Origin of the sequence: Aliivibrio sifiae, from assembly GCF_002954705.1 — a bacterium.
Lineage (GTDB): Bacteria > Pseudomonadota > Gammaproteobacteria > Enterobacterales > Vibrionaceae > Aliivibrio > Aliivibrio sifiae_A.
The window spans coordinates 314114-334914 of sequence record NZ_MSCO01000001.1 but is presented as its reverse complement, the minus strand read 5'-3'; the positions used below and the strand labels follow the sequence as shown (position 1 = coordinate 334914).

The window sequence follows — 20801 nt, the reverse complement described above, 5'->3', positions numbered from 1 at the left end:
TAGAACGCTACTCTTTAGAAACGATAAAAGCAGCCTGTATTACAGGCTGCTTTTTTATTAGAAGTCACTCAGGAACTAGGGACAAAAACGCTTCGCTTCGAGTAAAAGCCAAAGCTAAAGACTCGTCCCTACATTCTCGCCTCTAGTCCCTATTACAGACATAAAAAAACCCGCTATTAGCGGGTTTTTATTAACTCAATTCGAGCTGTCTATAATACAAATTATAGTACGTCGATTGCGTTAAGGTCAGCAAATGCTTTCTCAAGACGAGTAACCATTGAAGCTTGACCAGCACGTAGCCATACGCGTGGATCGTAGTACTTCTTGTTTGGCGCAGATTCGCCAGTTGGGTTACCGATTTGACCTTGTAGGAAATCACGGTTTTCAGCTTCGTATGCACGAACGCCATCCCATGAAGCCCACTGAGTATCAGTATCGATGTTCATTTTGATAACACCGTAACCGATTGACTCTTGGATTTCGGCTTCAGAAGAACCAGAACCACCGTGGAATACGAAGTTAAGTGCGTTAGGTGCGATACCAAACTTCTCAGCACAGTAAGCTTGAGAGTCACGTAGGATAGTTGGAGTAAGAACAACGTTACCTGCTTGGTAAACACCGTGTACGTTACCGAAAGATGCAGCGATAGTGAAACGTGGGCTGATAGCGTTTAGTTTCTCGTATGCGTATGCAACATCTTCAGGAGAAGTATAAAGCTCAGACGCGTCCATGTGAGAGTTATCAACGCCGTCTTCTTCACCACCAGTACAACCTAGTTCGATTTCTAGAGTCATGCCCATCTTAGCCATACGCTCAAGGTATTTGCCAGAGATTTCGATGTTTTCTTCTAGAGACTCTTCAGAAAGGTCGATCATGTGAGAAGAGAATAGAGGCTTACCAGTTTCAGCGAAGAACTCTTCACCAGCGTCTAGTAGACCGTCGATCCATGGAAGAAGTTTCTTAGCAGCGTGGTCAGTATGAAGAATAACTGGAACACCGTAAGATGCAGCTACAGCATGAACGTATTTTGCACCAGCTACAGCACCAAGGATTTGTGCACCTTGACCTTCAAGTTTAACGCCTTTACCAGCGAAGAAACCAGCACCGCCATTAGAAAACTGAACAACAACTGGAGCTTTAACTTTAGACGCAGCTTCAAGAACACCATTGATTGTGTCTGTGTTTACTACGTTTACCGCAGGAAGAGCAAATTTGTTTTCTTTTGCTACTGCAAATACTTTCTGTACGTCGTCGCCAGAAATAACACCAGGTTTTACAAAATCGAAGATCTTAGACATGGAAATAGTCCTATTTATTCTATCGTTTTAAAATTAAAAAACTTACGTTCAAATTTTTGCAAACGTTTGCTCACAACTTTTCTTATTGTATCAATAAACATTGTCATCAACAAACGCAAAAAGCGGGAATGTTTAGATTCCCGCTCTTAAATAATTATGCTTTAGCGCGCTCTTCAAGCATTGCTACTGCAGGAAGTACTTTACCTTCAACGAACTCAAGGAATGCACCACCACCAGTAGAAATGTAAGAAACGTCAGCTTTGATACCGAACTTATCGATAGCTGCTAGCGTATCACCACCACCTGCTACAGAGAAACCTTCAGAATCAGCGATTGCTTTAGAAATACCTGCAGTACCTGCTTCAAAGTTTTTGAATTCAAATACGCCAACTGGACCATTCCAAAGAATTGTTTTTGCGTTACTGATGATTTCAGCAAGAGCAGCTGTTGAATCTGGACCAAGGTCGAAGATCATGTCGTCGTCTTGAACTTCAGAAACGTGTTTGATTTCAGCTTCAGCGTTTTCATCAAATGCTTTTGCACATGCAACGTCAGTAGCAACAGGAATTGCACACTCTTTCATTAGCTTTTGAGCAGTCTCAACTAGGTCGGCTTCGTATAAAGACTTACCTACGTTGTGGCCTTCAGCAGCGATGAACGTGTTCGCGATACCACCACCAACAACAAGTTGGTCAGCGATTTTAGATAGAGACTCAAGAACAGTCAGCTTAGTAGATACTTTAGAACCGCCAACGATAGCAACAAGTGGACGAGCAGGCTTGTCCATTGCTTTACCTAGTGCTTCAAGTTCAGCAGCTAAAAGAGGACCAGCACACGCTACTGGAGCGTTCATGCCAACACCGTGAGTTGATGCTTGAGCACGGTGAGCAGTACCAAATGCGTCCATCACGAAAATATCACATAATGCTGCGTACTTCTTAGAAAGCTCTTCTTCGTTTTTCTTCTCGCCTTTGTTAAAGCGAACGTTTTCAAGAACAACTAGCTCACCAGCATTTAATTCAAGACCATCTAGGTAATCTTTAGCTAGTTTAACGTCACAATCTAGTGCGTCATTTAAGTAGTTAACTACAGGAGCTAGAGAGAACTCTTCGTTGTATTCGCCTTCCGTTGGACGACCTAGGTGAGAAGTAACCATTACTTTAGCGCCAGCTTCCAAGCAAAGCTTGATAGTTGGTAGAGATGCAAGGATACGAGCATCAGAAGTTACTTTACCATCTTTAACTGGTACGTTTAGGTCAGCACGGATAAATACGCGTTTACCTGCAAGTTCCAGGTCAGTCATCTTGATTACAGACATTTTTTGTCCTCTCAATTAAATAATAAAAAGTTTTCAAGCACGGCATCATTGCCAAACCGATTAAATTCTTACTGCATTATTCAGTAAATAGGGATGGAGTTCACTTTTTTCAAGGTGATAATTAATCTTTTTTCTCTTTCCATCACAAATAGTTTGAATGACGCTTTTATTTTCTCATTACTAATGCGGTATCTAACATTCGATTTGCGAATCCCCATTCGTTATCACACCAAACCAGCATTTTAACTAAGTGGCCATTACTCACTCTTGTTTGTGAACCATCGACAATCGCACTGTGGGGGTCATGATTAAAATCGATAGAAACAAGCGGCGCTTCAGTATAGTCAACTATATTATGTAATGTACACCGAGATGCGTTCACAATGGTTTGATTTATGTCATTAACTTTCACATTTGTATTAATTGTTACACTTAAATCCATCGCAGTGACGTTTACTGTCGGTACCCGCACGGAAATCGCTTCAAACTTGTTAGAAAATTTCGGGAAAATTCGCTCAATACCTTTATGAAGTTTAGTATCAACCGGAATAATTGATTGGCTTGCCGCACGAGTTCGGCGTAAATCAGGGTGATAAGCATCAATTACTTGTTGGTCATTCATCGATGAGTGGATAGTTGTAATGGTTCCAGAATCAATCCCAAATGCATCATCAATGGCTTTAATAATAGGAATAATACAGTTGGTAGTACATGAACCATTGGAGACAATTCTATGCTCTGGCAACAAAGTGTCATGATTAACACCATAAATGATGGTGTTATCTAAATCAGTACCACCTGGGTGTGAAAATAGAACCTTTTTAGCGCCAGCTTCAATATGTTTTTCACCATCCGCTTTTGAACCGTAAACACCTGTGCAATCTAAGACTAGATCGACATCTAATGAATGCCACGGTAACAGTGAAATATCAGCTTGATGCAATATTCGCACTTTATCCTGAGTACCATCAGATACATCGATATAGAGGTATTCTTGATCATGAGTGACTTTATGCTGAAAGCGCCCGTGGGTAGAGTCATACTGAAGAAGGTGTGCCATTCCCTCAGGTTGCGATAATTCATTCACCGCAACCACTTCAATTTGATCTCTTTTCCCGCTTTCATATAAAGCACGAAGAATACTGCGACCAATTCGGCCAAATCCATTTATCGCCACTCTTAACATAATTCTATTCACTCAGATTTATTTGCTGCCTATTGTACTCTTTTCGCTTTTTTCTTAAAGGATCAAAAAAGCGAAGCTACCTTTCGATAACTTCGCTCTCAATCTTATTTATGGCTTATTGCTAAATTAAGCTAATGCTTTTATTTAATTAAGCTAAAAGTTCTTTTGCTGTATTTACTACGTTTTCAGTAGTAAAACCAAACATTTTGAATAGCTCGTCTGCTGGAGCAGATTCACCAAACGTTGTCATACCGATGATCTTGCCACCGAAACCAACGTACTTGTACCAGAAATCAGCAATACCAGCTTCAACAGCAATACGCTTAGTTACTGATGATGGTAAAACCGCTTCACGGTACGCTTCATCTTGCTTATCAAATGCATCTGTAGATGGCATTGAAACAACACGTACAGCTTTACCGTCTGCAGACAATTGAGCCGCTGCTTCAACCGCTAGCTCCACTTCAGAACCTGTCGCAATAAGGATTAGCTCTGGTTGGCCTTCACAATCTTTTAGGATGTAACCACCCTTCGCGATATTAGCTACTTGCTCTGCGTTACGATCTTGTTGTGCAAGATTTTGACGAGAGAAAATAAGTGCAGAAGGGCCATCTTTACGTTCAATTGCTAGCTTCCAAGAAACAGCAGATTCAACTTGGTCACATGGACGCCATGTACTCATGTTTGGTGTTAGACGTAGAGAAGCGATCTGCTCAACAGGTTGGTGAGTCGGACCATCTTCGCCAAGACCGATAGAATCGTGCGTATATACTTGGATATTCTGAACTTTCATCAAAGCAGCCATACGCATTGCATTACGCGCGTATTCCATGAACATTAGGAAAGTTGCGCCGTATGGTACGAAACCACCGTGTAGAGCAATACCGTTCATGATAGCTGTCATAGCAAACTCACGTACACCGTAGTGAATGTAGTTACCAGAAAAATCTTCAGCCGTTAGAGATTTAGAACCAGACCACATGGTCAAGTTAGATGGTGCAAGGTCAGCAGAGCCGCCCATGAATTCAGGTAGCATAGCTCCAAACGCTTCTAATACATTTTGAGAGGCTTTACGTGATGCGATGTTTGCAGGGTTCGCTTGAAGATCAGCAATGATTGCATTTGCTTTCTCTTCCCATTCAGCAGGTAAACCACCATTTACACGACGCTTATATTCCGCTGCTAGTTCAGGGTGTGCGGCAGCGTATGCATCAAATTTTGCATTCCAAGATGCTTCTTTTGCAATACCTGCTTCTTTTGCATCCCACTCGCCATATACGTCAGCAGGGATTTCAAATGCACCATGCTTCCAACCAAGTTTTGCTTTAGTTGCAGCTATTTCATCAGCACCTAGTGGAGCACCGTGACAATCGTGTGTACCTTCTTTATTTGGAGAACCAAAACCAATAATAGTTTTAGTACAAATCAAAGTAGGGCGAGGATCTGCTTTTGCCGCGATGATTGCTGCATTAATCGCATCAGCATCGTGGCCATCAACCGCAGGAATTACATGCCAACCGTACGCTTCAAAACGTTTAGGTGTATCGTCAGAGAACCAACCTTCAACTTCACCATCAATAGAGATACCGTTGTCATCCCAGAAAGCAACCAACTTACCAAGACCTAATGTACCCGCTAAAGAACATGCTTCGTGAGAGATACCTTCCATTAGACAGCCATCGCCCATGAACACGTATGTATTATGGTCAACGATATCGTGACCTTCACGGTTAAATTGTGCAGCTAATGCTTTTTCAGCCATCGCCATACCAACACCGTTAGTGATACCTTGGCCTAATGGACCTGTTGTTGTTTCGATGCCAGGAGCATAACCGTACTCAGGGTGACCTGGAGTTTTAGAATGCAGTTGACGGAAGTTCTTTAAGTCTTCGATAGACAAGTCGTAACCTGAAAGGTGAAGCAGAGAATAAATCAGCATTGAGCCGTGGCCATTCGAAAGAATGAAACGGTCGCGATCAGCCCACTCTGGGTTTTGTGGGTTATGATTTAGGTGGCTACGCCATAATACTTCAGCGATGTCTGCCATACCCATAGGTGCGCCTGGGTGACCAGAGTTTGCTTGTTGAACACCATCCATGCTTAAAGCGCGGATTGCATTTGCTAGATGTTTACGTGAAGACATGCCTGCTCCTGAAAATTCGAAGGACTATATGTTTATTGAGCTCATTAACTCTTGATTAGTTACCCATAAATATGGATTAACTTAAATTTGCAGCGCCGTATTGTCGCAAAGCCTTATAACGACTGCAAACGTTTACTTAGGAAATAAAGCGCTTTTTTTCACGATTTAGACAGAAAACCTTATTTCTATGGATAATTATCACAATTAAACGCAAACGATTGGTTATGTCTTATATTCATATCATTCATTGAAATGGGTTGTAATTAATCAATTCTTCTCTATTATAGCCGTCTAGATGGAAGAACACCTACACTGTTAAACGTATAGACTTATATATACTGTGGGTATTTTCTTAAAATTTATTACCTATAGAAGTGGAGCTCATCATGGCTAAGCACCTATTTACCTCTGAGTCAGTATCAGAAGGTCATCCAGATAAAATTGCAGACCAAATTTCAGATGCAGTACTTGATGCGATCTTAGAACAAGATCCAAAAGCACGTGTTGCTTGTGAAACGTACGTAAAAACTGGCATGGTTATGGTCGGTGGTGAAGTCACCACTTCTGCATGGGTTGATATCGAAGAAATCACTCGTGAAACCGTTCGTGAAATTGGTTACGTACATTCAGACATGGGTTTTGATGCTAATTCTTGTGCAGTACTAAACACAATTGGTAAGCAATCTCCAGATATCAACCAAGGTGTTGATAAAGCCGATCCTAAAGATCAAGGCGCTGGTGACCAAGGTATCATGTTTGGTTACGCAACGAACGAAACACCAATTTTAATGCCTGCTCCAATTACTTACTCTCACCTACTTGTTAAAAAGCAGGCTGAAGTACGTAAGAGCGGCAAACTAGACTTCTTACGTCCAGATGCAAAATCTCAAGTAACTTTCCAATACGACCAAGGTAAAATTGTTGGCATCGATGCTGTAGTTCTTTCAACTCAGCATTGTGATTCAGTAACCACTCCAGATCTTCGTGAAGCAGTAATGGAAGAGATAATTAAGCCAGTACTTCCTCAAGAATGGTTAAATAAAGAAACTAAGTTCTTTATTAACCCAACAGGTCGTTTTGTTATCGGTGGCCCAATGGGTGACTGTGGCCTGACTGGTCGTAAAATCATCGTTGATACTTATGGCGGCGCAGCTCGTCACGGTGGCGGTGCATTCTCTGGTAAAGATCCATCAAAAGTTGACCGTTCAGCAGCATATGCTGCGCGTTACGTAGCGAAAAACATTGTTGCTGCAGGCATGGCTGATCGTTGTGAAATCCAACTTTCATACGCTATCGGAGTTGCTGATCCAACATCAATCATGGTTGAAACGTTTGGTACTGAAAAAGTATCTCACGACATCATCATTGAAGCGGTTCGTCAGCACTTCGACCTACGCCCATACGGTCTACAAGAAATGCTTAACCTTCTTCAGCCAATCTACAAGAAGACAGCAGCTTACGGTCATTTCGGTCGTGAAGAGTTTCCATGGGAAGCAACTGACAAAGCTGACATCCTGCGTGACTTTGCAGGCATTAAGTAAATTATTACTTAAATCTGTTTTAAAAAGGAAGCTTCGGCTTCCTTTTTTACTTTCAGGCCCCATATACTCTTTATAGCTTAAAGCATCACCTTTACAGCAACACTCAAAAATAAAGAGATTCAATGACTCCACTTCAACAAGCATCTATTGCTAAAGCTCAACAATGCATTCAACGAGCCTCAAGTTTTTTTAAACGTCCTTTTTCTTTACCTGAAATTAATTTTACTCAACGTGGAAAAATTGCGGGAACCGCTCGTCTTCAAGGCTGGGAAATACGCATCAACCCTATCCTATTAGAAGAAAATCAACACACTTTTATTAATGAAGTAATTCCTCATGAAATCGCACATTTAATCGTATTCAAATTATATGGCCGAGTTCGACCTCACGGTAAGGAGTGGCAGAGCGTAATGAATCAAGTATTCAATTTACCAGCTAGAACCACCCACAGTTTTAATGTTGAATCAGTCAAAGGAAAAACATTTACCTATCGTTGTAAGTGCACACAACACGAACTCACAGTACGTCGTCACAACCGAGTTCAACGTAAAGAAACTCAATACCTTTGTAAATCATGCCAGTCACCACTAAAACTCTCTAAACACCAAGCTTCATAGGCATAAAATCCCAAAATAAACCGATTTATCATTCTGTTTATTAAATTATCTATAATGCGAATTAACAATAAGCTACTCTTACTGCATTAATACAATAATCAGTAGAGCCTCTTATGAGATTAATTCGCTTAGCTATTGCAGCCTTTATTTTTTCTATCACTTTTCATGCTTTTGCCGCTCCTCCTTCTTCTTTTTCAAAAGCAAAAAAAGAAGCGGTCAAGATTTACCTTGATTACCCAACTTCATTTTATTGTGGGTGCGACATTACTTGGAAAAATAAAAAGAAAGGTATTCCAGATCTAGAAAGCTGTGGTTATCAAGTTCGTAAACAAGAAAAACGAGCCAGTCGTATTGAATGGGAGCACGTAGTCCCTGCCTGGCAATTTGGACACCAGCGCCAATGCTGGCAAAATGGTGGGCGAAAAAACTGCACTAGGAACGATAAACAATTCAAATCAATGGAAGCAGATTTACATAATTTAGTTCCAGCGGTGGGTGAAGTAAATGGGGACCGTTCTAATTTTCGTTTTTCACAATGGAATGGTAATAAAGGCGCTTATTATGGGCAATGTGCTTTTAAGGTCGATTTCAAAAGCAGAGTTGCAGAGCCACCAGCACAATCAAGAGGTGCAATTGCTCGCACTTATTTATACATGAATAATGAGTACCGCTTTAATCTATCCAAAGCCCAACGCCAATTAATGGAAGCATGGAATAAGCAGTATCCAGTATCAGCATGGGAATGTGAACGAGATAAGCGCATTGCCAAGATTCAAGGCAATCATAACCAATTTGTCTACAAAGCATGCACTAAATAAATTAGACAGAGCTAGAGGTTGAAAAAGCACATTTTAACCTCCATCCTTAAATGTAAGATAGTTAAAGAAAAGTAGACCATGAGAATACCAAGAATCCATCATCCAGAACTGCTTCCTTCACAAGGTAAAGTAAACTTAAGCGATGATGCCGCCAATCATGTTGGCCGTGTTATGCGAATGAAAGAAGGTGAAGCTGTACTATTATTTGATGGTAGCGGTGCTGAGTTTCCTGCAGTAATCACTTCTTCATCAAAGAAAAGTGTAGAAGTTGAGATCAGTGAACGTATTGATCGCAGCAGTGAATCACCATTAAATTTACATTTAGGCCAAGTGGTTTCTCGTGGTGATAAAATGGAATTCACCATTCAAAAATCCGTAGAATTAGGCGTAAATATCATTACTCCTTTGATTTCAGAACGTTGTGGTGTCAAATTAAACAAAGAACGTTTTGAAAAGAAACTCGACCAATGGCAAAAAATTGCGATTGCTGCATGTGAGCAATCTGGACGCAATATCGTTCCAGAGATACGTCCGATTATGTCATTAGAAGAGTGGTGTGCTGAAGAATATGAAGGTTTGAAATTAAATCTTCACCCAAGAGCAAAATACTCAATCAACACACTGCCAGAACCAGTCACTAATGTTCGCTTGTTAATTGGACCAGAAGGCGGGTTATCGTCTGATGAAATTAACATGACTGAACAGTATCAATTTGAAGAAACTCTGCTTGGTCCTCGCGTTCTTAGAACCGAAACCGCAGCGCTTACCGCAATTACAGCCTTACAAGTTCGTTTTGGCGATCTTGGCTAACTGGAGAAACACAATGATCAAACTCGGTATCGTAATGGATCCAATTTCATCCATTAACATCAAGAAAGACTCTAGCTTTGCCATGATGCTTGAAGCTCAAAAGCGTGGCTGGGAAATCCATTACATGGAAATGGCTGACCTACACCTAGATCAAGGTAAAGCAGTCGCTGATACCAAAGTGGTTAAGCTGAAAGAAGACCCAACAAGTTGGTATGAATTCAAATCAGAGCAAACTATCGATCTAGCTGATCTTGATGCGGTATTAATGCGCAAAGATCCACCATTTGATACCGAATACATCTACGCAACGTACATTCTTGAGCGTGCTGAAATTCAGGGGGCTTTAATCGTAAATAAACCACAAAGCCTACGTGATTGTAACGAAAAACTGTTTACAGCTTGGTTCCCAGAACTAACACCAACAACACTCGTTACTCGTAAAGCTGAAAAGATTAAAGCATTCCGCGAAGAACATGGCGATATTATCCTAAAACCACTAGATGGTATGGGTGGTGCATCCATCTTCCGTGTAAAAGCCGGCGATCCAAACGTATCGGTTATCATTGAAACGTTGACTAACCACGAACAAAACTACTGCATGGCACAAACCTTTGTTCCAGATATCAGCAATGGTGATAAACGTATTCTAGTGGTTGATGGCGAACCAATGCCTTATTGCTTAGCTCGTATTCCAGCAAAAGGTGAAACGCGCGGTAACTTAGCTGCAGGTGGTACTGGTGAAGCTCGCCCACTAAGTGAAACCGATTGGGCAATTGCTAACGCCGTTGCACCAACATTGAAAGAAAAAGGCTTAATTTTTGTTGGACTTGATGTTATTGGTGACAAACTGACTGAAATTAACGTAACTAGCCCGACTTGTATTAAAGAAATTGAAGCGGCGTTCGATATTTCAATCACAGGTAAACTAATGGATGCAATTGAGCGCCGAATTAACGCTTAATACTTCCAAGTAATATGAAGGGAGCTTAGCTCCCTTCAATGGAACTGAATAATTTAGGAGGCTATGTGGATTTAAAGAATCATTTTTTAGTCGCAATGCCTAGTATGAAAGATCCTTTCTTTCAGCGAAGTGTTATCTATATTTGTGAACATGATTCAGAAGGAACCATGGGGTTACGCATTAATGAAACGATTCCTATTTCATTAAAAGGTATGCTGGAACAAATTGAACTAGATAACCCCTCTCCAATTATATTTCCAAAAACCTTAACTCAACCAGTACTTAATGGCGGCCCAGTTTCTGACGATCGTGGTTTTGTTCTTCATTCAGAAAAAGACGCTTACACTTCGAGTATACGAGTAACTAACGAGCTTTATGTCACGACATCAAAAGATATTTTAGCGACATTAGGTACAGAATCTCAACCTCGTAAGTATTTGGTTGCTCTTGGTTATTCTGGATGGGATGCGGGTCAGTTAGAAAAGGAGTTGTCAGAAAACACATGGCTTATCCTAGAAGCAGATCCTTCCGTTATCTTTGATACTCCTATTCATGATCGTTGGAGAAAAGCGATTGGGATATTAGGTATCAATCCAGCAAATTTATCCAGCGAGGTTGGACACGCATGAGTTCACGTACCATCATGGCATTTGATTTTGGCACCAAAAGTATTGGCTCAGCCATAGGCCAAGAAATTACAGGTACAGCAAGCCCATTAAAAGCGTTTAAAGCACAAGATGGCACCCCTAATTGGGACGATATCGAAAAGCAAATTAAAGAATGGCAACCCGATTTAATCGTTGTTGGCCTGCCAACCGATCTACACGGCAAAGAGCTAGAAACGATTACACCGAAAGCAAAGAAATTTGCTAACCGTTTACATGGCCGTTTTGGTAATCAAGTTGAATTACACGATGAACGTCTATCAACAGCTGAAGCTCGCTCTGATTTATTTGAGTTCGGTGGTTATAAAGCATTATCGAAAGGCAATATTGACTGTCAATCAGCGGTGGTTATTTTAGAAAGTTGGTTTGAGAGTCAGTGGAGCTAAAATCTAAAAGCAGATGCAACAAGTTGCTTGAGACGCTTCGCTCCTATAAGCTCAAAAGCAGATATTAAGAGCAGTAATTATTTTACGTATTACTGCTTTTATAGTTTCTAGAGCATAGCCTTCTAGTTAGCGAAGCGTATCGCTTTTAGTCTAACGATATCGACACATTATCAAACTTCGACGTCGTAAATGAATCACCACGCTTCGTCTTCAGCATCAACCTCAAGTCATTCGCAGAATCTGCACTGTGCAATGCTTCATCTTCAGAGATTTTATTCGCTACCACTAAATCAAATAAACACTGATCAAACGTCTGCATGCCTGATTCTCGCGATTTTGTCATGGTAGCTTTTAATTCATGCAACTCACCTCTACGGATCAAATCCGAAATCCGAGGAGTATTTAACAACACCTCATAAACGCCATGACGCCCGTGACCATTTATATCAGGAACCAATTGTTGAGCAATGATCCCTTTTAAGTTCATAGAAAGGTCAAATAAGAACTGCTCTTTCTGATCTTTCGGTACTAAGTGGAGAATTCGCTCTAACGCTTGGTTAGCATTATTAGCATGGAGCGTTGCCATACAAAGGTGCCCCGTCTCCGCAAAGGTCATGGCGTACTCCATCGTCTCTCGACTGCGGATTTCACCAATTAAAATCATGTCAGGAGCCTGTCGCAAAGAGTTCTTTAACGCGACTTCATAGCTTTCGGTATCTAAGCCAACTTCACGCTGAGTAACGATGCATTTGTGGTGAGGGTGAACAAATTCAATCGGATCTTCAACTGTTAATATATGACCGGATTTATTATCATTACGATACCCTGTCATTGCTGCCATCGATGTCGATTTACCAGAGCCTGTTGCGCCAACAACCAGAACCAAGCCACGCTTAGCTATCGCTAGCTCTTTCATCACTTCAGGTAAATGTAATGACTCCATGGATGGAATTTTGGTTTCAATACGACGGATAACCACTCCTGGTTGCTCACGCTGCCAAAATGCACTCACGCGAAAGCGTCCACTTTCTTTTACAATGGCAAAGTTGGCTTCTAATGTTTGATTAAATTCAGTCTGGCGATCTTCATCCATCATCTCCGCTAATAATGCAGAAACAGATTCATTGGTCTGCTTGTGACCAATCGCTCTAAGCTCACCATGAATTCGCAATAAACATGGAGCATCAACCGTTAAATAAACATCCGATGCTTTTTGCTTTACCATTTGATGTAGCAATTCATCTAACGTCATAATTAAAAGCCCATGCTTGTTATTTCAACTTTCTTTGCAACTTCATCAGGATCAACCAAACCTTGAGCAATAATTTTCTTCGCATTTTGCTCCATTGTCTGCATACCAAAAGAAGAGCCAGTTTGGATAATCGAATACATTTGAGCGACTTTATCTTCACGAATCAAATTACGGATTGCAGGAGTCGCTATCATGATTTCATGACATGCAACACGACCACCACCAGTACGCTTTAATAAAGTTTGAGCCACAACAGCTCTTAATGATTCAGACAGCATAGAACGAACCATAGATTTATCACTACCAGGGAATACATCAATAATACGGTCAATGGTTTTTGCTGCTGAGCTAGTATGCAAAGTGCCAAACACTAAGTGACCGGTTTCTGCGGCGGTTAATGCTAGACTGATGGTCTCTTGATCTCGAAGCTCACCCACTAAAATAACATCAGGATCTTCACGTAATGCTGAGCGTAGTGCCGCTTTAAAGCTATGAGTGTCACGATGTACTTCACGTTGGTTAATCAAACATTTCTTATTCTTATGTACGAACTCAATCGGATCTTCAATCGTTAATACATGTTTATTATGATTCTCATTAATGTAATCCACCATAGCTGCAAGCGTGGTGGATTTACCCGACCCTGTTGGGCCTGTAATTAACACCAACCCTTTTTGATAATTTGAAATTGTTGTGAAAATTTCAGGAGCAGAAAGTCGCTCTAATGATGGGATATCAACCGGGATAGTTCGAAATACCGCAGCACAGCCTCTCGATTGATTAAATGCATTCACACGAAAACGTCCAACATTAGGTAATTCAAATGAAAAATCGACTTCTAACTTTTCTTCAAACTCACTGCGTTGAGAATCGTTCATAATGTCAGTCACTAAACGATGAACTTCTGCATGTGTAAAATCAGGCAATGTCAGTTTACGCACTTCACCATCAACACGTACCATAGGAGGAACTCCTGCAGATAGGTGTAGATCTGATGCGTTTTGTTTTACACTAAAGTCCAGTAGTTCTGTGATGTCCATAATTTTCCTCGGTAATCGTTTCTATGACTAGTATTAAGCAAAATATCCACCAAATCACTCTTCAGATAGAGAACAACATTCAAAAATGTGGTCGACGCCCAAATTCAGTGCAATTGTTAGCGGTAAGTAAAACCAAACCTATCGAGTTACTCGAACAAGCGATAGAAATTGGTCAGCGTGCTTTTGGTGAAAACTACGTACAAGAAGGCATTGAAAAGGTTCAATACTTTCAAAAAAACCATTCTGATACATCATTAGAATGGCATTTTATTGGCCCAATCCAATCTAACAAAACTCGTCCGATAGCGGAACATTTTGATTGGGTTCACTCTGTTGAACGTCTTAAAATTGCACAACGCTTAAATGAGCAACGTCCAAAAGAGCATGGCGAACTAAATGTACTTATTCAGGTCAATATTAGTTCAGAAGAGAGTAAATCTGGGACGACAAGCAACGAAGTAATGGAACTTGCAGCAGCTATAAATGAAATGCCAAATTTAACCTTACGTGGGTTAATGTCGATCCCTGCGAATGTATCCAATTACGATGAGCAATTGGCAGCATTTACACAACTTGCTTCCATTCAAAATCAATTACGCGCACAATATCCTCAAGTGGATACCCTATCAATGGGAATGAGTGGTGATATGGATGCCGCAATTGAAGCTGGCTCAACAATGGTTCGAATTGGTACCGCAATTTTTGGTGCTAGAGACTATAAAAACAAAGAATAACCTCAACTCGAATGATACCAATCTCAATTATAGCGATAGGTATAAAGTAAGGAAGACGAATGGAACATCGCAATATTGCTTTTATTGGCGCAGGCAACATGACTCGCTCGATTATTGCCGGTCTAATTAGCAGTGGTTACCCAAAAGATAAAATCACAGCCACAAATCCAAGCACAGAGAAACTTGAACATTTAGAAAAATGTTACGGCATTAATACCTCGACCAATAACATGACTGCGGCTGAAAATGCAGATGTTATCGTTCTTGCGGTAAAACCACAAATGATGGCAACCGCTGCTGAGCCACTACAAACCATCGATTACTCGACTAAATTAGTGATCTCTATTGCAGCTGGTATTTCTGCAAAGCGTTTAAATGAGATGTTCGCAACCGACCTAAACTTAGTGCGCGTTATGCCAAATACACCAGCACTAGTAGGCAAAGGCATGAGTGGTTTATTTGCTATTGAACATATCTCTGAACAAGATAAAACCTATGCAAGCGACTTAATGTCTGCCGTTGGTGAAGTATGCTGGGTCGAAAAAGAATCAGGCATTAACTCAGTAATTGCAGCAGCAGGAAGTGCGCCTGCGTACTTTTTCTTATTCATGGAAGCAATGCAAGCCGAAGCGATGAAACAAGGTTTTAGTGAAGACACTGCTCGTCTGCTCGTGCAACAATCTGCACTTGGTGCCGCTGAAATGGTCGTCGCTAACCCTGACACACAATTATCGACACTGCGTGAACAAGTGACCTCAAAAGGCGGTACAACAGCAGAGGCTCTACGCACATTTAATGAACATAAATTGCAAGAGATCGTAGCCAAAGCAATGCAAGCGGCTGTGTCTCGTGCAGAAGAGATGGAATCGTTATTTTAAGATAACCTTCTCTACTCAATTACTCTATTTACAAAACCAATGATTTTTAAGGTTAATAAACTATGAATGCAATGAGCTTTTTAATCTCGACCGTTTTTGATTTATACATCATGGTCGTGATCCTACGTATTTGGTTACAAGTCGCACGTGCCGATTTTTATAATCCATTTTCTCAATTTATCGTAAAGGCAACTCAACCCGTCGTTTCTCCTTTACGTCGTATTATTCCATCAATTGGCAGCCTAGACCTAGCAACCGTGTTATTTGCTTATGTGCTATGTGTCGTTAAATTTGTTGCATTACAAGTTGTCGTTGCAGGTGGTATTAATTTTGGCCCAGAATTCTTATTCATTGGTTTAATCGCACTAGCTAAAGCCGCTGGTGGTTTGCTGTTCTGGATCTTATTAGTACGTGCAATCCTAAGTTGGGTTAGCCAAGGTCGTAGCCCAATTGAGTATGTTATGCACCAATTAACAGAACCAATGCTTGCTCCTATTCGTAAAATATTACCTCAAATGAGCGGATTAGACTTAAGCGTATTGGTGTTATTTATTGTGCTTCAATTTGCTAACTTCCTAATGGGCGACTTAATTGGCCCAGTTTGGTATAGCTTGTAAATCAGTTATGCCAGTTAAATACGATAACGACGATTTGATCTTAAGACTTTACCTTCAACCAAAGGCCAGTCGAGATCAAATCGTTGGTATACATGGTGAAGAACTTAAAATAGCGATAACAGCCCCTCCAGTCGATGGGAAAGCCAATGCGCATTTAATTAAATACTTCTCCAAACTGTTTAAAGTTGCTAAAGGAAAAATTACGGTCGAGAAAGGAGAGCTAAATCGTCACAAACAAGTTCGAATTCATTCTCCGGAAATTATTCCAGAAGCAATTAAGCAGCTGTTACCATCAAAAAAATACTAGTGCCGAGTTAACCCTCGGCTTTTTTATATGGAAATCTTTTTATATGAGGATCGTTATGAAAAAAATAACCTTACTTTTGTCCCTGTTCCTTTTTAGCCTACCCACTTTTGCGGGACAATTTGTACAAATAAAAAATGTAGAGGTGCATTACTCTGCATTTAATTCCACCTTTCTAACTCCCAAAGTAGCCCGCGCTTATCAATTAAAACGCTCTGGTTACAACGCGCTAATTAATATCAGTGTGCTAGATACCTCTCAAGCAGGAAAGCCTGCCATCGCAGCCAAAATAACAGGTAACGCTAAAAATTTACTTGGGCAAACAAAAACGTTAACCTTCCGTGAAATTAAAGAGCAAAATGCGATTTATTATATCGCTGAGCTGCCAATTACTAATGAAGAAACCTTTCGCTTTGATATCGATGTATCTGCCGATACCAAGGGCGCAGGCAAATTAAAATTCAATCAAAAGTTCTACGTAGAAGAGTAAGAAAATCATTATGAGCAAAATCGTATTAGCAACAGGCAACCAAGGTAAAGTTCGTGAAATGGCAGATGTGTTATCTGACTTTGGATTTAATGTTGTGGCACAAAGTGAATTCAACGTCTCTGACGTAGCTGAAACAGGCACTACTTTCATTGAAAATGCCATTATAAAAGCACGCCACGCCGCTAAAGAAACAGGCCTACCTGCCATTGCTGATGACTCCGGTTTAGAAGTTGATGCATTAAATGGCGCTCCAGGCGTTTACTCTGCGCGCTATTCTGGTGAAGGCGCAACAGATCAAAAGAACATAGATAAAATGCTAGCTGCAATGGAAGGTGTTCCTACCGAAAAACGCACAGCGCGCTTCCATTGTGTTTTAGTACTAATGAAGCATGAGAACGATCCTACGCCATTAATTTGCCATGGTTCATGGGAAGGTCATATCACCACAGAACAACAAGGCGAAAATGGCTTTGGCTATGATCCTATCTTCTGGGTAAGTGAAGATAACTGTTCTTCAGCAGAGCTTGAACCTGCTCGTAAAAAACAATTGTCTCACCGTGGTCAAGCGCTGAAAAAACTGTTCGCTGCATTAAAAGAAGGTCAATAATTGATGCTAGTCCCACCACCACTTAGCTTATACATTCATATTCCATGGTGTATTCAAAAGTGCCCATATTGCGATTTCAACTCTCACGCATTGAAAACGACAATCCCTGAAGCACAATACATTTCAGCGTTAATTGACGATCTTGATACCGATCTTGCACGTTATGATATGGAAAATGAGCCACGTAAGCTGCACTCTATTTTTATAGGAGGTGGTACACCAAGCCTAATTACCGCTCCAGAGATTAAACGCTTATTAATCGAAATTGAAAAGCGCCTGCCGTTTGCTGATGATATTGAGATCACCATGGAAGCGAATCCAGGAACCGTAGAAGCTGGACGATTCATTGAATATCGTGAAGCAGGTGTCAATCGCATTTCTATTGGTGTACAAAGTTTCCAACAAGAAAAACTCGAAAAACTGGGACGAATCCATGGTAAAGATGAAGCCGTTCGCGCTGCTCGTCTGGCTCATGAAGCAGGATTAAACAGTTTTAATCTCGACTTAATGCATGGTTTACCAAACCAAACTATTGATGATGCCTTGTCTGATTTAAAACAAGCGATTGAGCTTAATCCGCCACATTTGTCTTGGTATCAGCTTACTATTGAGCCAAATACTGTGTTTTACTATAAGCCACCAACGTTGCCTGACGATGATGATTTATGGGATATTTTTGAACAAGGTCATCAAATTCTATCTGATGCCGGTTATGTTCAATATGAAATATCGGGCTACAGTAAAGTCGGTTATCAATGTCGCCATAATTTGAATTACTGGCGCTTTGGCGACTATTTAGGGATTGGTTGTGGTGCTCATGGCAAGCTCAGTTTTTCTGATGGTCGCATTGTTCGAACCACTAAAATCAAGCACCCACGCGGCTTCCTGGATTTAATGAAACCTTACTTAATTGACGAACAAAAGGTTACGGATCACGACAGACCTTTTGAGTTCTTTATGAACCGTTTTCGTCTATTAGAAACCTGTCCAAAGCAAGATTTCATTGATAAAACAGGGTTAGGATTTGAATCAATTCAAGAAACAATGGATTGGGCTAAAGAGAAGAAGTACCTAGAAGAAACAGAAACTCACTGGCAGATCACAGAGCACGGGAAGTTGTTTTTGAATGATTTATTGGAGGCGTTTGTGAGTGATGAGGATTAAAAACAGGGTTCAGAACGCTTCGCTTAAAGGTTTCAGGAAGAGCTTAAAAAGCTTTTCCTGAAACCTGCTCTTATTTTAAAATATAGAACGACCAATACGCTCTGAAAGCAACTCTAACGCTTTAGTTCCAGCTAACGAATTCCCTGATGGGTCCAACTCTGGAGACCATACCGCTATCGTCATCTCACCAGGAACAATCGCAATAATACCACCACCAACACCCGATTTTCCCGGCATACCAACACGATACGCAAACTCACCAGCTCCATCATATAAGCCACAAGTCGCCATTAATGCGTTAATTTGTTTACTCTGCATTGGCGTTACGATGAACTTATTAGTCTCTGGTTGAATACCTTTATTGGCTAAATAACCAAACGTTCTTGCTAAGTCAACACAGCTCATATTCAGTGCACAAGCATGAAAATAGTTTTTTAATACTGGCATCACTTCATTATCGAAATTACCAAATGAACGCATCAAATAGGCAATCGATGCATTTCGATCACTATGATCCATTTCTGAATTAGCGACGACACGATTATATATAATATGTTCATTACCTGAGAGCTTTCGCACAAATTCTAATAATCTATGCTTTGGTGCAGAAAAACGACTAAACAGCATATCGGCAACAACAATCGCACCCGCATTAATGAACGGATTACGAGGGACTCCTTGCTCCATCTCAAGCTGAATAAGGGAATTAAACGCTTGTCCTGATGGCTCTTTTCCTACTCTCTGCCATAATTCTTCAGGCTGATACAATTCCATAGCTAAAGTTAAGCTCAACGCTTTAGAGATTGATTGAATCGAAAAGCGTTCATCGGCATCACCTGATGTGATCATTTCACCATCATTGGTGTATACCGCTATCCCCAATTTATCGTTTGGAACACAAGCTAGAGCTGGGATGTAATCGGCAACTTTCCCTTGTCCAATAAGAGGACGCACTTCATTCAAAATATCATCTAATATTTGTTTTGTTGGCTTCATTATTTTTACTTCCTGTTGAGCGCAAGGACAAAAAAGCCAACACTGAGGTTGGCTTTAGTATTTATTTAGATTGGTATAAGAACCATGCAGCGCTTATGGTGCGCTGTCATACAACTTTAAAAAACTGATTAAACGTTACGACGGAATTTAATATCCCAAACGCCATGACCTAAACGGTGGCCACGCGCTTCAAATTTTGTTAGTGGGCGTTCATCTGGACGAGGAATGTAGTCACCATCTGTAGCGATATTCTCGTAACCCGGTGCCGCATTCATTACTTCGATCATATGCTCTGCGTAGTTTTCCCAGTCAGTAGCCATGTGGAAAATACCATCTGCATTTAACTTAGGACGGATCATCTCAGCAAACTCAGCTTTAACGATACGACGCTTATGATGACGTGCTTTATGCCATGGGTCAGGGAAGAACAATTGTAATGTATTTACTGATGAATCAGGGATCATTGATTCAAATACTTCAACGGCATCGTGACACATTACACGTAAGTTAGTTACGCCAGCTTCTTTCGCTGCAGCAAGACATGCGCCAACACCTGGGCGATGAACTTCAATTCCAAGGAAATTAAGCTCTGGTGCTTTCTGCGCCATCTCAACCAAAGATGCACCCATACCAAAACCGATTTCTAAAACGACAGGGTTGTTATTACCAAACACCTCGCTCCAGTCAAGCATTTGCTCAACAAAATCGATGCCCATGGTAGACCAGCACTCAGTAATAGCGCCTTCTTGGCCTTTCGTTAAACGTCCTTCGCGGCGTACAAAGCTGCGAATTTTACGAACAACTTTACCTTCTTCGGTAAAGTCGTTTTTAGTCACTTCAGTCATGATTGGATAACCTGGTTATTCTCTGAACAAGGATTGTGGATCCGGCATTATCCAAAGTTTAGCCCAGTGTTCAAGTATTATCTTTCGTTTTCGTCATAAACTCACTCAATACTCGAATTTATACTATCTAA

At 40.8% G+C, this 20801-nt stretch carries 22 protein-coding genes; 14 read left to right on the top strand and 8 right to left on the bottom strand.

What is annotated here, in order from left to right; translation table 11 throughout:
• Positions 1–221 precede the first annotated feature (221 nt).
• From fbaA to tkt, 4 genes are all read right to left on the bottom strand, one after another.
• Entirely contained in the window at positions 222–1298 is a 1077-nt protein-coding gene (gene fbaA, locus BTO22_RS01565; protein WP_105054004.1) for a class II fructose-bisphosphate aldolase, read from the bottom strand.
• 154 nt (positions 1299–1452) lie between these two features.
• Positions 1453–2616: a phosphoglycerate kinase gene (locus BTO22_RS01560; protein WP_105054003.1), complete on the bottom strand. Its 1164-nt coding sequence runs from the start codon at positions 2614–2616 to the stop codon at positions 1453–1455.
• A 166-nt stretch (positions 2617–2782) separates the two neighbouring features.
• Positions 2783–3802: an erythrose-4-phosphate dehydrogenase gene (gene epd / locus BTO22_RS01555; protein WP_105054002.1), complete on the bottom strand. Its 1020-nt coding sequence runs from the start codon at positions 3800–3802 to the stop codon at positions 2783–2785.
• Between the two features lie 148 nt (positions 3803–3950).
• Positions 3951–5945, bottom strand: coding sequence for a transketolase (gene tkt / locus BTO22_RS01550; protein ID WP_105054001.1), 1995 nt, complete (start codon positions 5943–5945; stop codon positions 3951–3953).
• Positions 5946–6331: 386 nt separating this feature from the next.
• Here tkt and metK point away from each other — a divergent pair, with 386 nt between their 5' ends.
• From metK to ruvX, 7 genes are all read left to right on the top strand, one after another.
• Entirely contained in the window at positions 6332–7486 is a 1155-nt protein-coding gene (gene metK, locus BTO22_RS01545) for a methionine adenosyltransferase (RefSeq protein WP_105054000.1), read from the top strand.
• Between the two features lie 122 nt (positions 7487–7608).
• The gene (locus BTO22_RS01540; RefSeq protein ID WP_105053999.1) at positions 7609–8103 is read left to right on the top strand and encodes a SprT family zinc-dependent metalloprotease; all 495 of its coding nucleotides are present in this window, start codon (positions 7609–7611) and stop codon (positions 8101–8103) included.
• 113 nt (positions 8104–8216) lie between these two features.
• The gene (locus BTO22_RS01535; protein WP_060992486.1) at positions 8217–8921 is read left to right on the top strand and encodes an endonuclease; all 705 of its coding nucleotides are present in this window, start codon (positions 8217–8219) and stop codon (positions 8919–8921) included.
• A 78-nt stretch (positions 8922–8999) separates the two neighbouring features.
• Positions 9000–9731, top strand: a complete 732-nt coding sequence (gene rsmE / locus BTO22_RS01530; RefSeq protein ID WP_060992487.1) for a 16S rRNA (uracil(1498)-N(3))-methyltransferase — start codon at positions 9000–9002, stop codon at positions 9729–9731.
• A gap of 13 nt (positions 9732–9744) precedes the next feature.
• Positions 9745–10692, top strand: coding sequence for a glutathione synthase (gene gshB / locus BTO22_RS01525; protein ID WP_105053998.1), 948 nt, complete (start codon positions 9745–9747; stop codon positions 10690–10692).
• A 65-nt stretch (positions 10693–10757) separates the two neighbouring features.
• A complete protein-coding gene (locus BTO22_RS01520) occupies positions 10758–11321 on the top strand; it encodes a YqgE/AlgH family protein (protein ID WP_060992745.1) in 564 nt (187 codons plus the stop codon).
• Complete coding sequence (ruvX, locus tag BTO22_RS01515; RefSeq protein WP_105053997.1) at positions 11318–11743, top strand: Holliday junction resolvase RuvX; 426 nt, start codon at positions 11318–11320, stop codon at positions 11741–11743. The genes BTO22_RS01520 and ruvX overlap by 4 nt, the downstream gene beginning before the upstream one ends.
• A gap of 145 nt (positions 11744–11888) precedes the next feature.
• Here ruvX and BTO22_RS01510 read toward each other — a convergent pair whose 3' ends face one another.
• Positions 11889–12995 (bottom strand): PilT/PilU family type 4a pilus ATPase, encoded by a 1107-nt coding sequence (locus BTO22_RS01510; RefSeq protein WP_105053996.1) that lies wholly within the window; start codon positions 12993–12995, stop codon positions 11889–11891.
• Positions 12996–12997: 2 nt separating this feature from the next.
• Complete coding sequence (locus BTO22_RS01505; protein ID WP_061004615.1) at positions 12998–14035, bottom strand: type IV pilus twitching motility protein PilT; 1038 nt, start codon at positions 14033–14035, stop codon at positions 12998–13000.
• Between the two features lie 23 nt (positions 14036–14058).
• Here BTO22_RS01505 and BTO22_RS01500 point away from each other — a divergent pair, with 23 nt between their 5' ends.
• From BTO22_RS01500 to hemW, 7 genes are all read left to right on the top strand, one after another.
• The gene (locus BTO22_RS01500; protein ID WP_105053995.1) at positions 14059–14769 is read left to right on the top strand and encodes a YggS family pyridoxal phosphate-dependent enzyme; all 711 of its coding nucleotides are present in this window, start codon (positions 14059–14061) and stop codon (positions 14767–14769) included.
• Between the two features lie 59 nt (positions 14770–14828).
• Positions 14829–15647 (top strand): pyrroline-5-carboxylate reductase, encoded by an 819-nt coding sequence (gene proC, locus BTO22_RS01495; protein ID WP_105053994.1) that lies wholly within the window; start codon positions 14829–14831, stop codon positions 15645–15647.
• Positions 15648–15709: 62 nt separating this feature from the next.
• Positions 15710–16264 (top strand): YggT family protein, encoded by a 555-nt coding sequence (locus tag BTO22_RS01490; protein ID WP_105053993.1) that lies wholly within the window; start codon positions 15710–15712, stop codon positions 16262–16264.
• 7 nt (positions 16265–16271) lie between these two features.
• Complete coding sequence (gene yggU, locus BTO22_RS01485; protein ID WP_105053992.1) at positions 16272–16571, top strand: DUF167 family protein YggU; 300 nt, start codon at positions 16272–16274, stop codon at positions 16569–16571.
• A gap of 55 nt (positions 16572–16626) precedes the next feature.
• Positions 16627–17058 (top strand): DUF4426 domain-containing protein, encoded by a 432-nt coding sequence (locus tag BTO22_RS01480; protein WP_105053991.1) that lies wholly within the window; start codon positions 16627–16629, stop codon positions 17056–17058.
• Between the two features lie 10 nt (positions 17059–17068).
• Entirely contained in the window at positions 17069–17665 is a 597-nt protein-coding gene (locus BTO22_RS01475) for an XTP/dITP diphosphatase (RefSeq protein ID WP_105053990.1), read from the top strand.
• A gap of 3 nt (positions 17666–17668) precedes the next feature.
• Positions 17669–18829: a radical SAM family heme chaperone HemW gene (hemW, locus tag BTO22_RS01470; RefSeq protein WP_105053989.1), complete on the top strand. Its 1161-nt coding sequence runs from the start codon at positions 17669–17671 to the stop codon at positions 18827–18829.
• A 75-nt stretch (positions 18830–18904) separates the two neighbouring features.
• On the opposite strand, the gene glsB is transcribed toward hemW, so the two are convergent.
• Together glsB and trmB are read right to left on the bottom strand one after the other, a co-directional pair.
• Positions 18905–19825, bottom strand: coding sequence for a glutaminase B (glsB, locus tag BTO22_RS01465; RefSeq protein WP_105053988.1), 921 nt, complete (start codon positions 19823–19825; stop codon positions 18905–18907).
• Positions 19826–19953: 128 nt separating this feature from the next.
• Positions 19954–20670 (bottom strand): tRNA (guanosine(46)-N7)-methyltransferase TrmB, encoded by a 717-nt coding sequence (gene trmB / locus BTO22_RS01460; RefSeq protein ID WP_105053987.1) that lies wholly within the window; start codon positions 20668–20670, stop codon positions 19954–19956.
• Between the last annotated feature and the right edge of the window lie 131 nt (positions 20671–20801).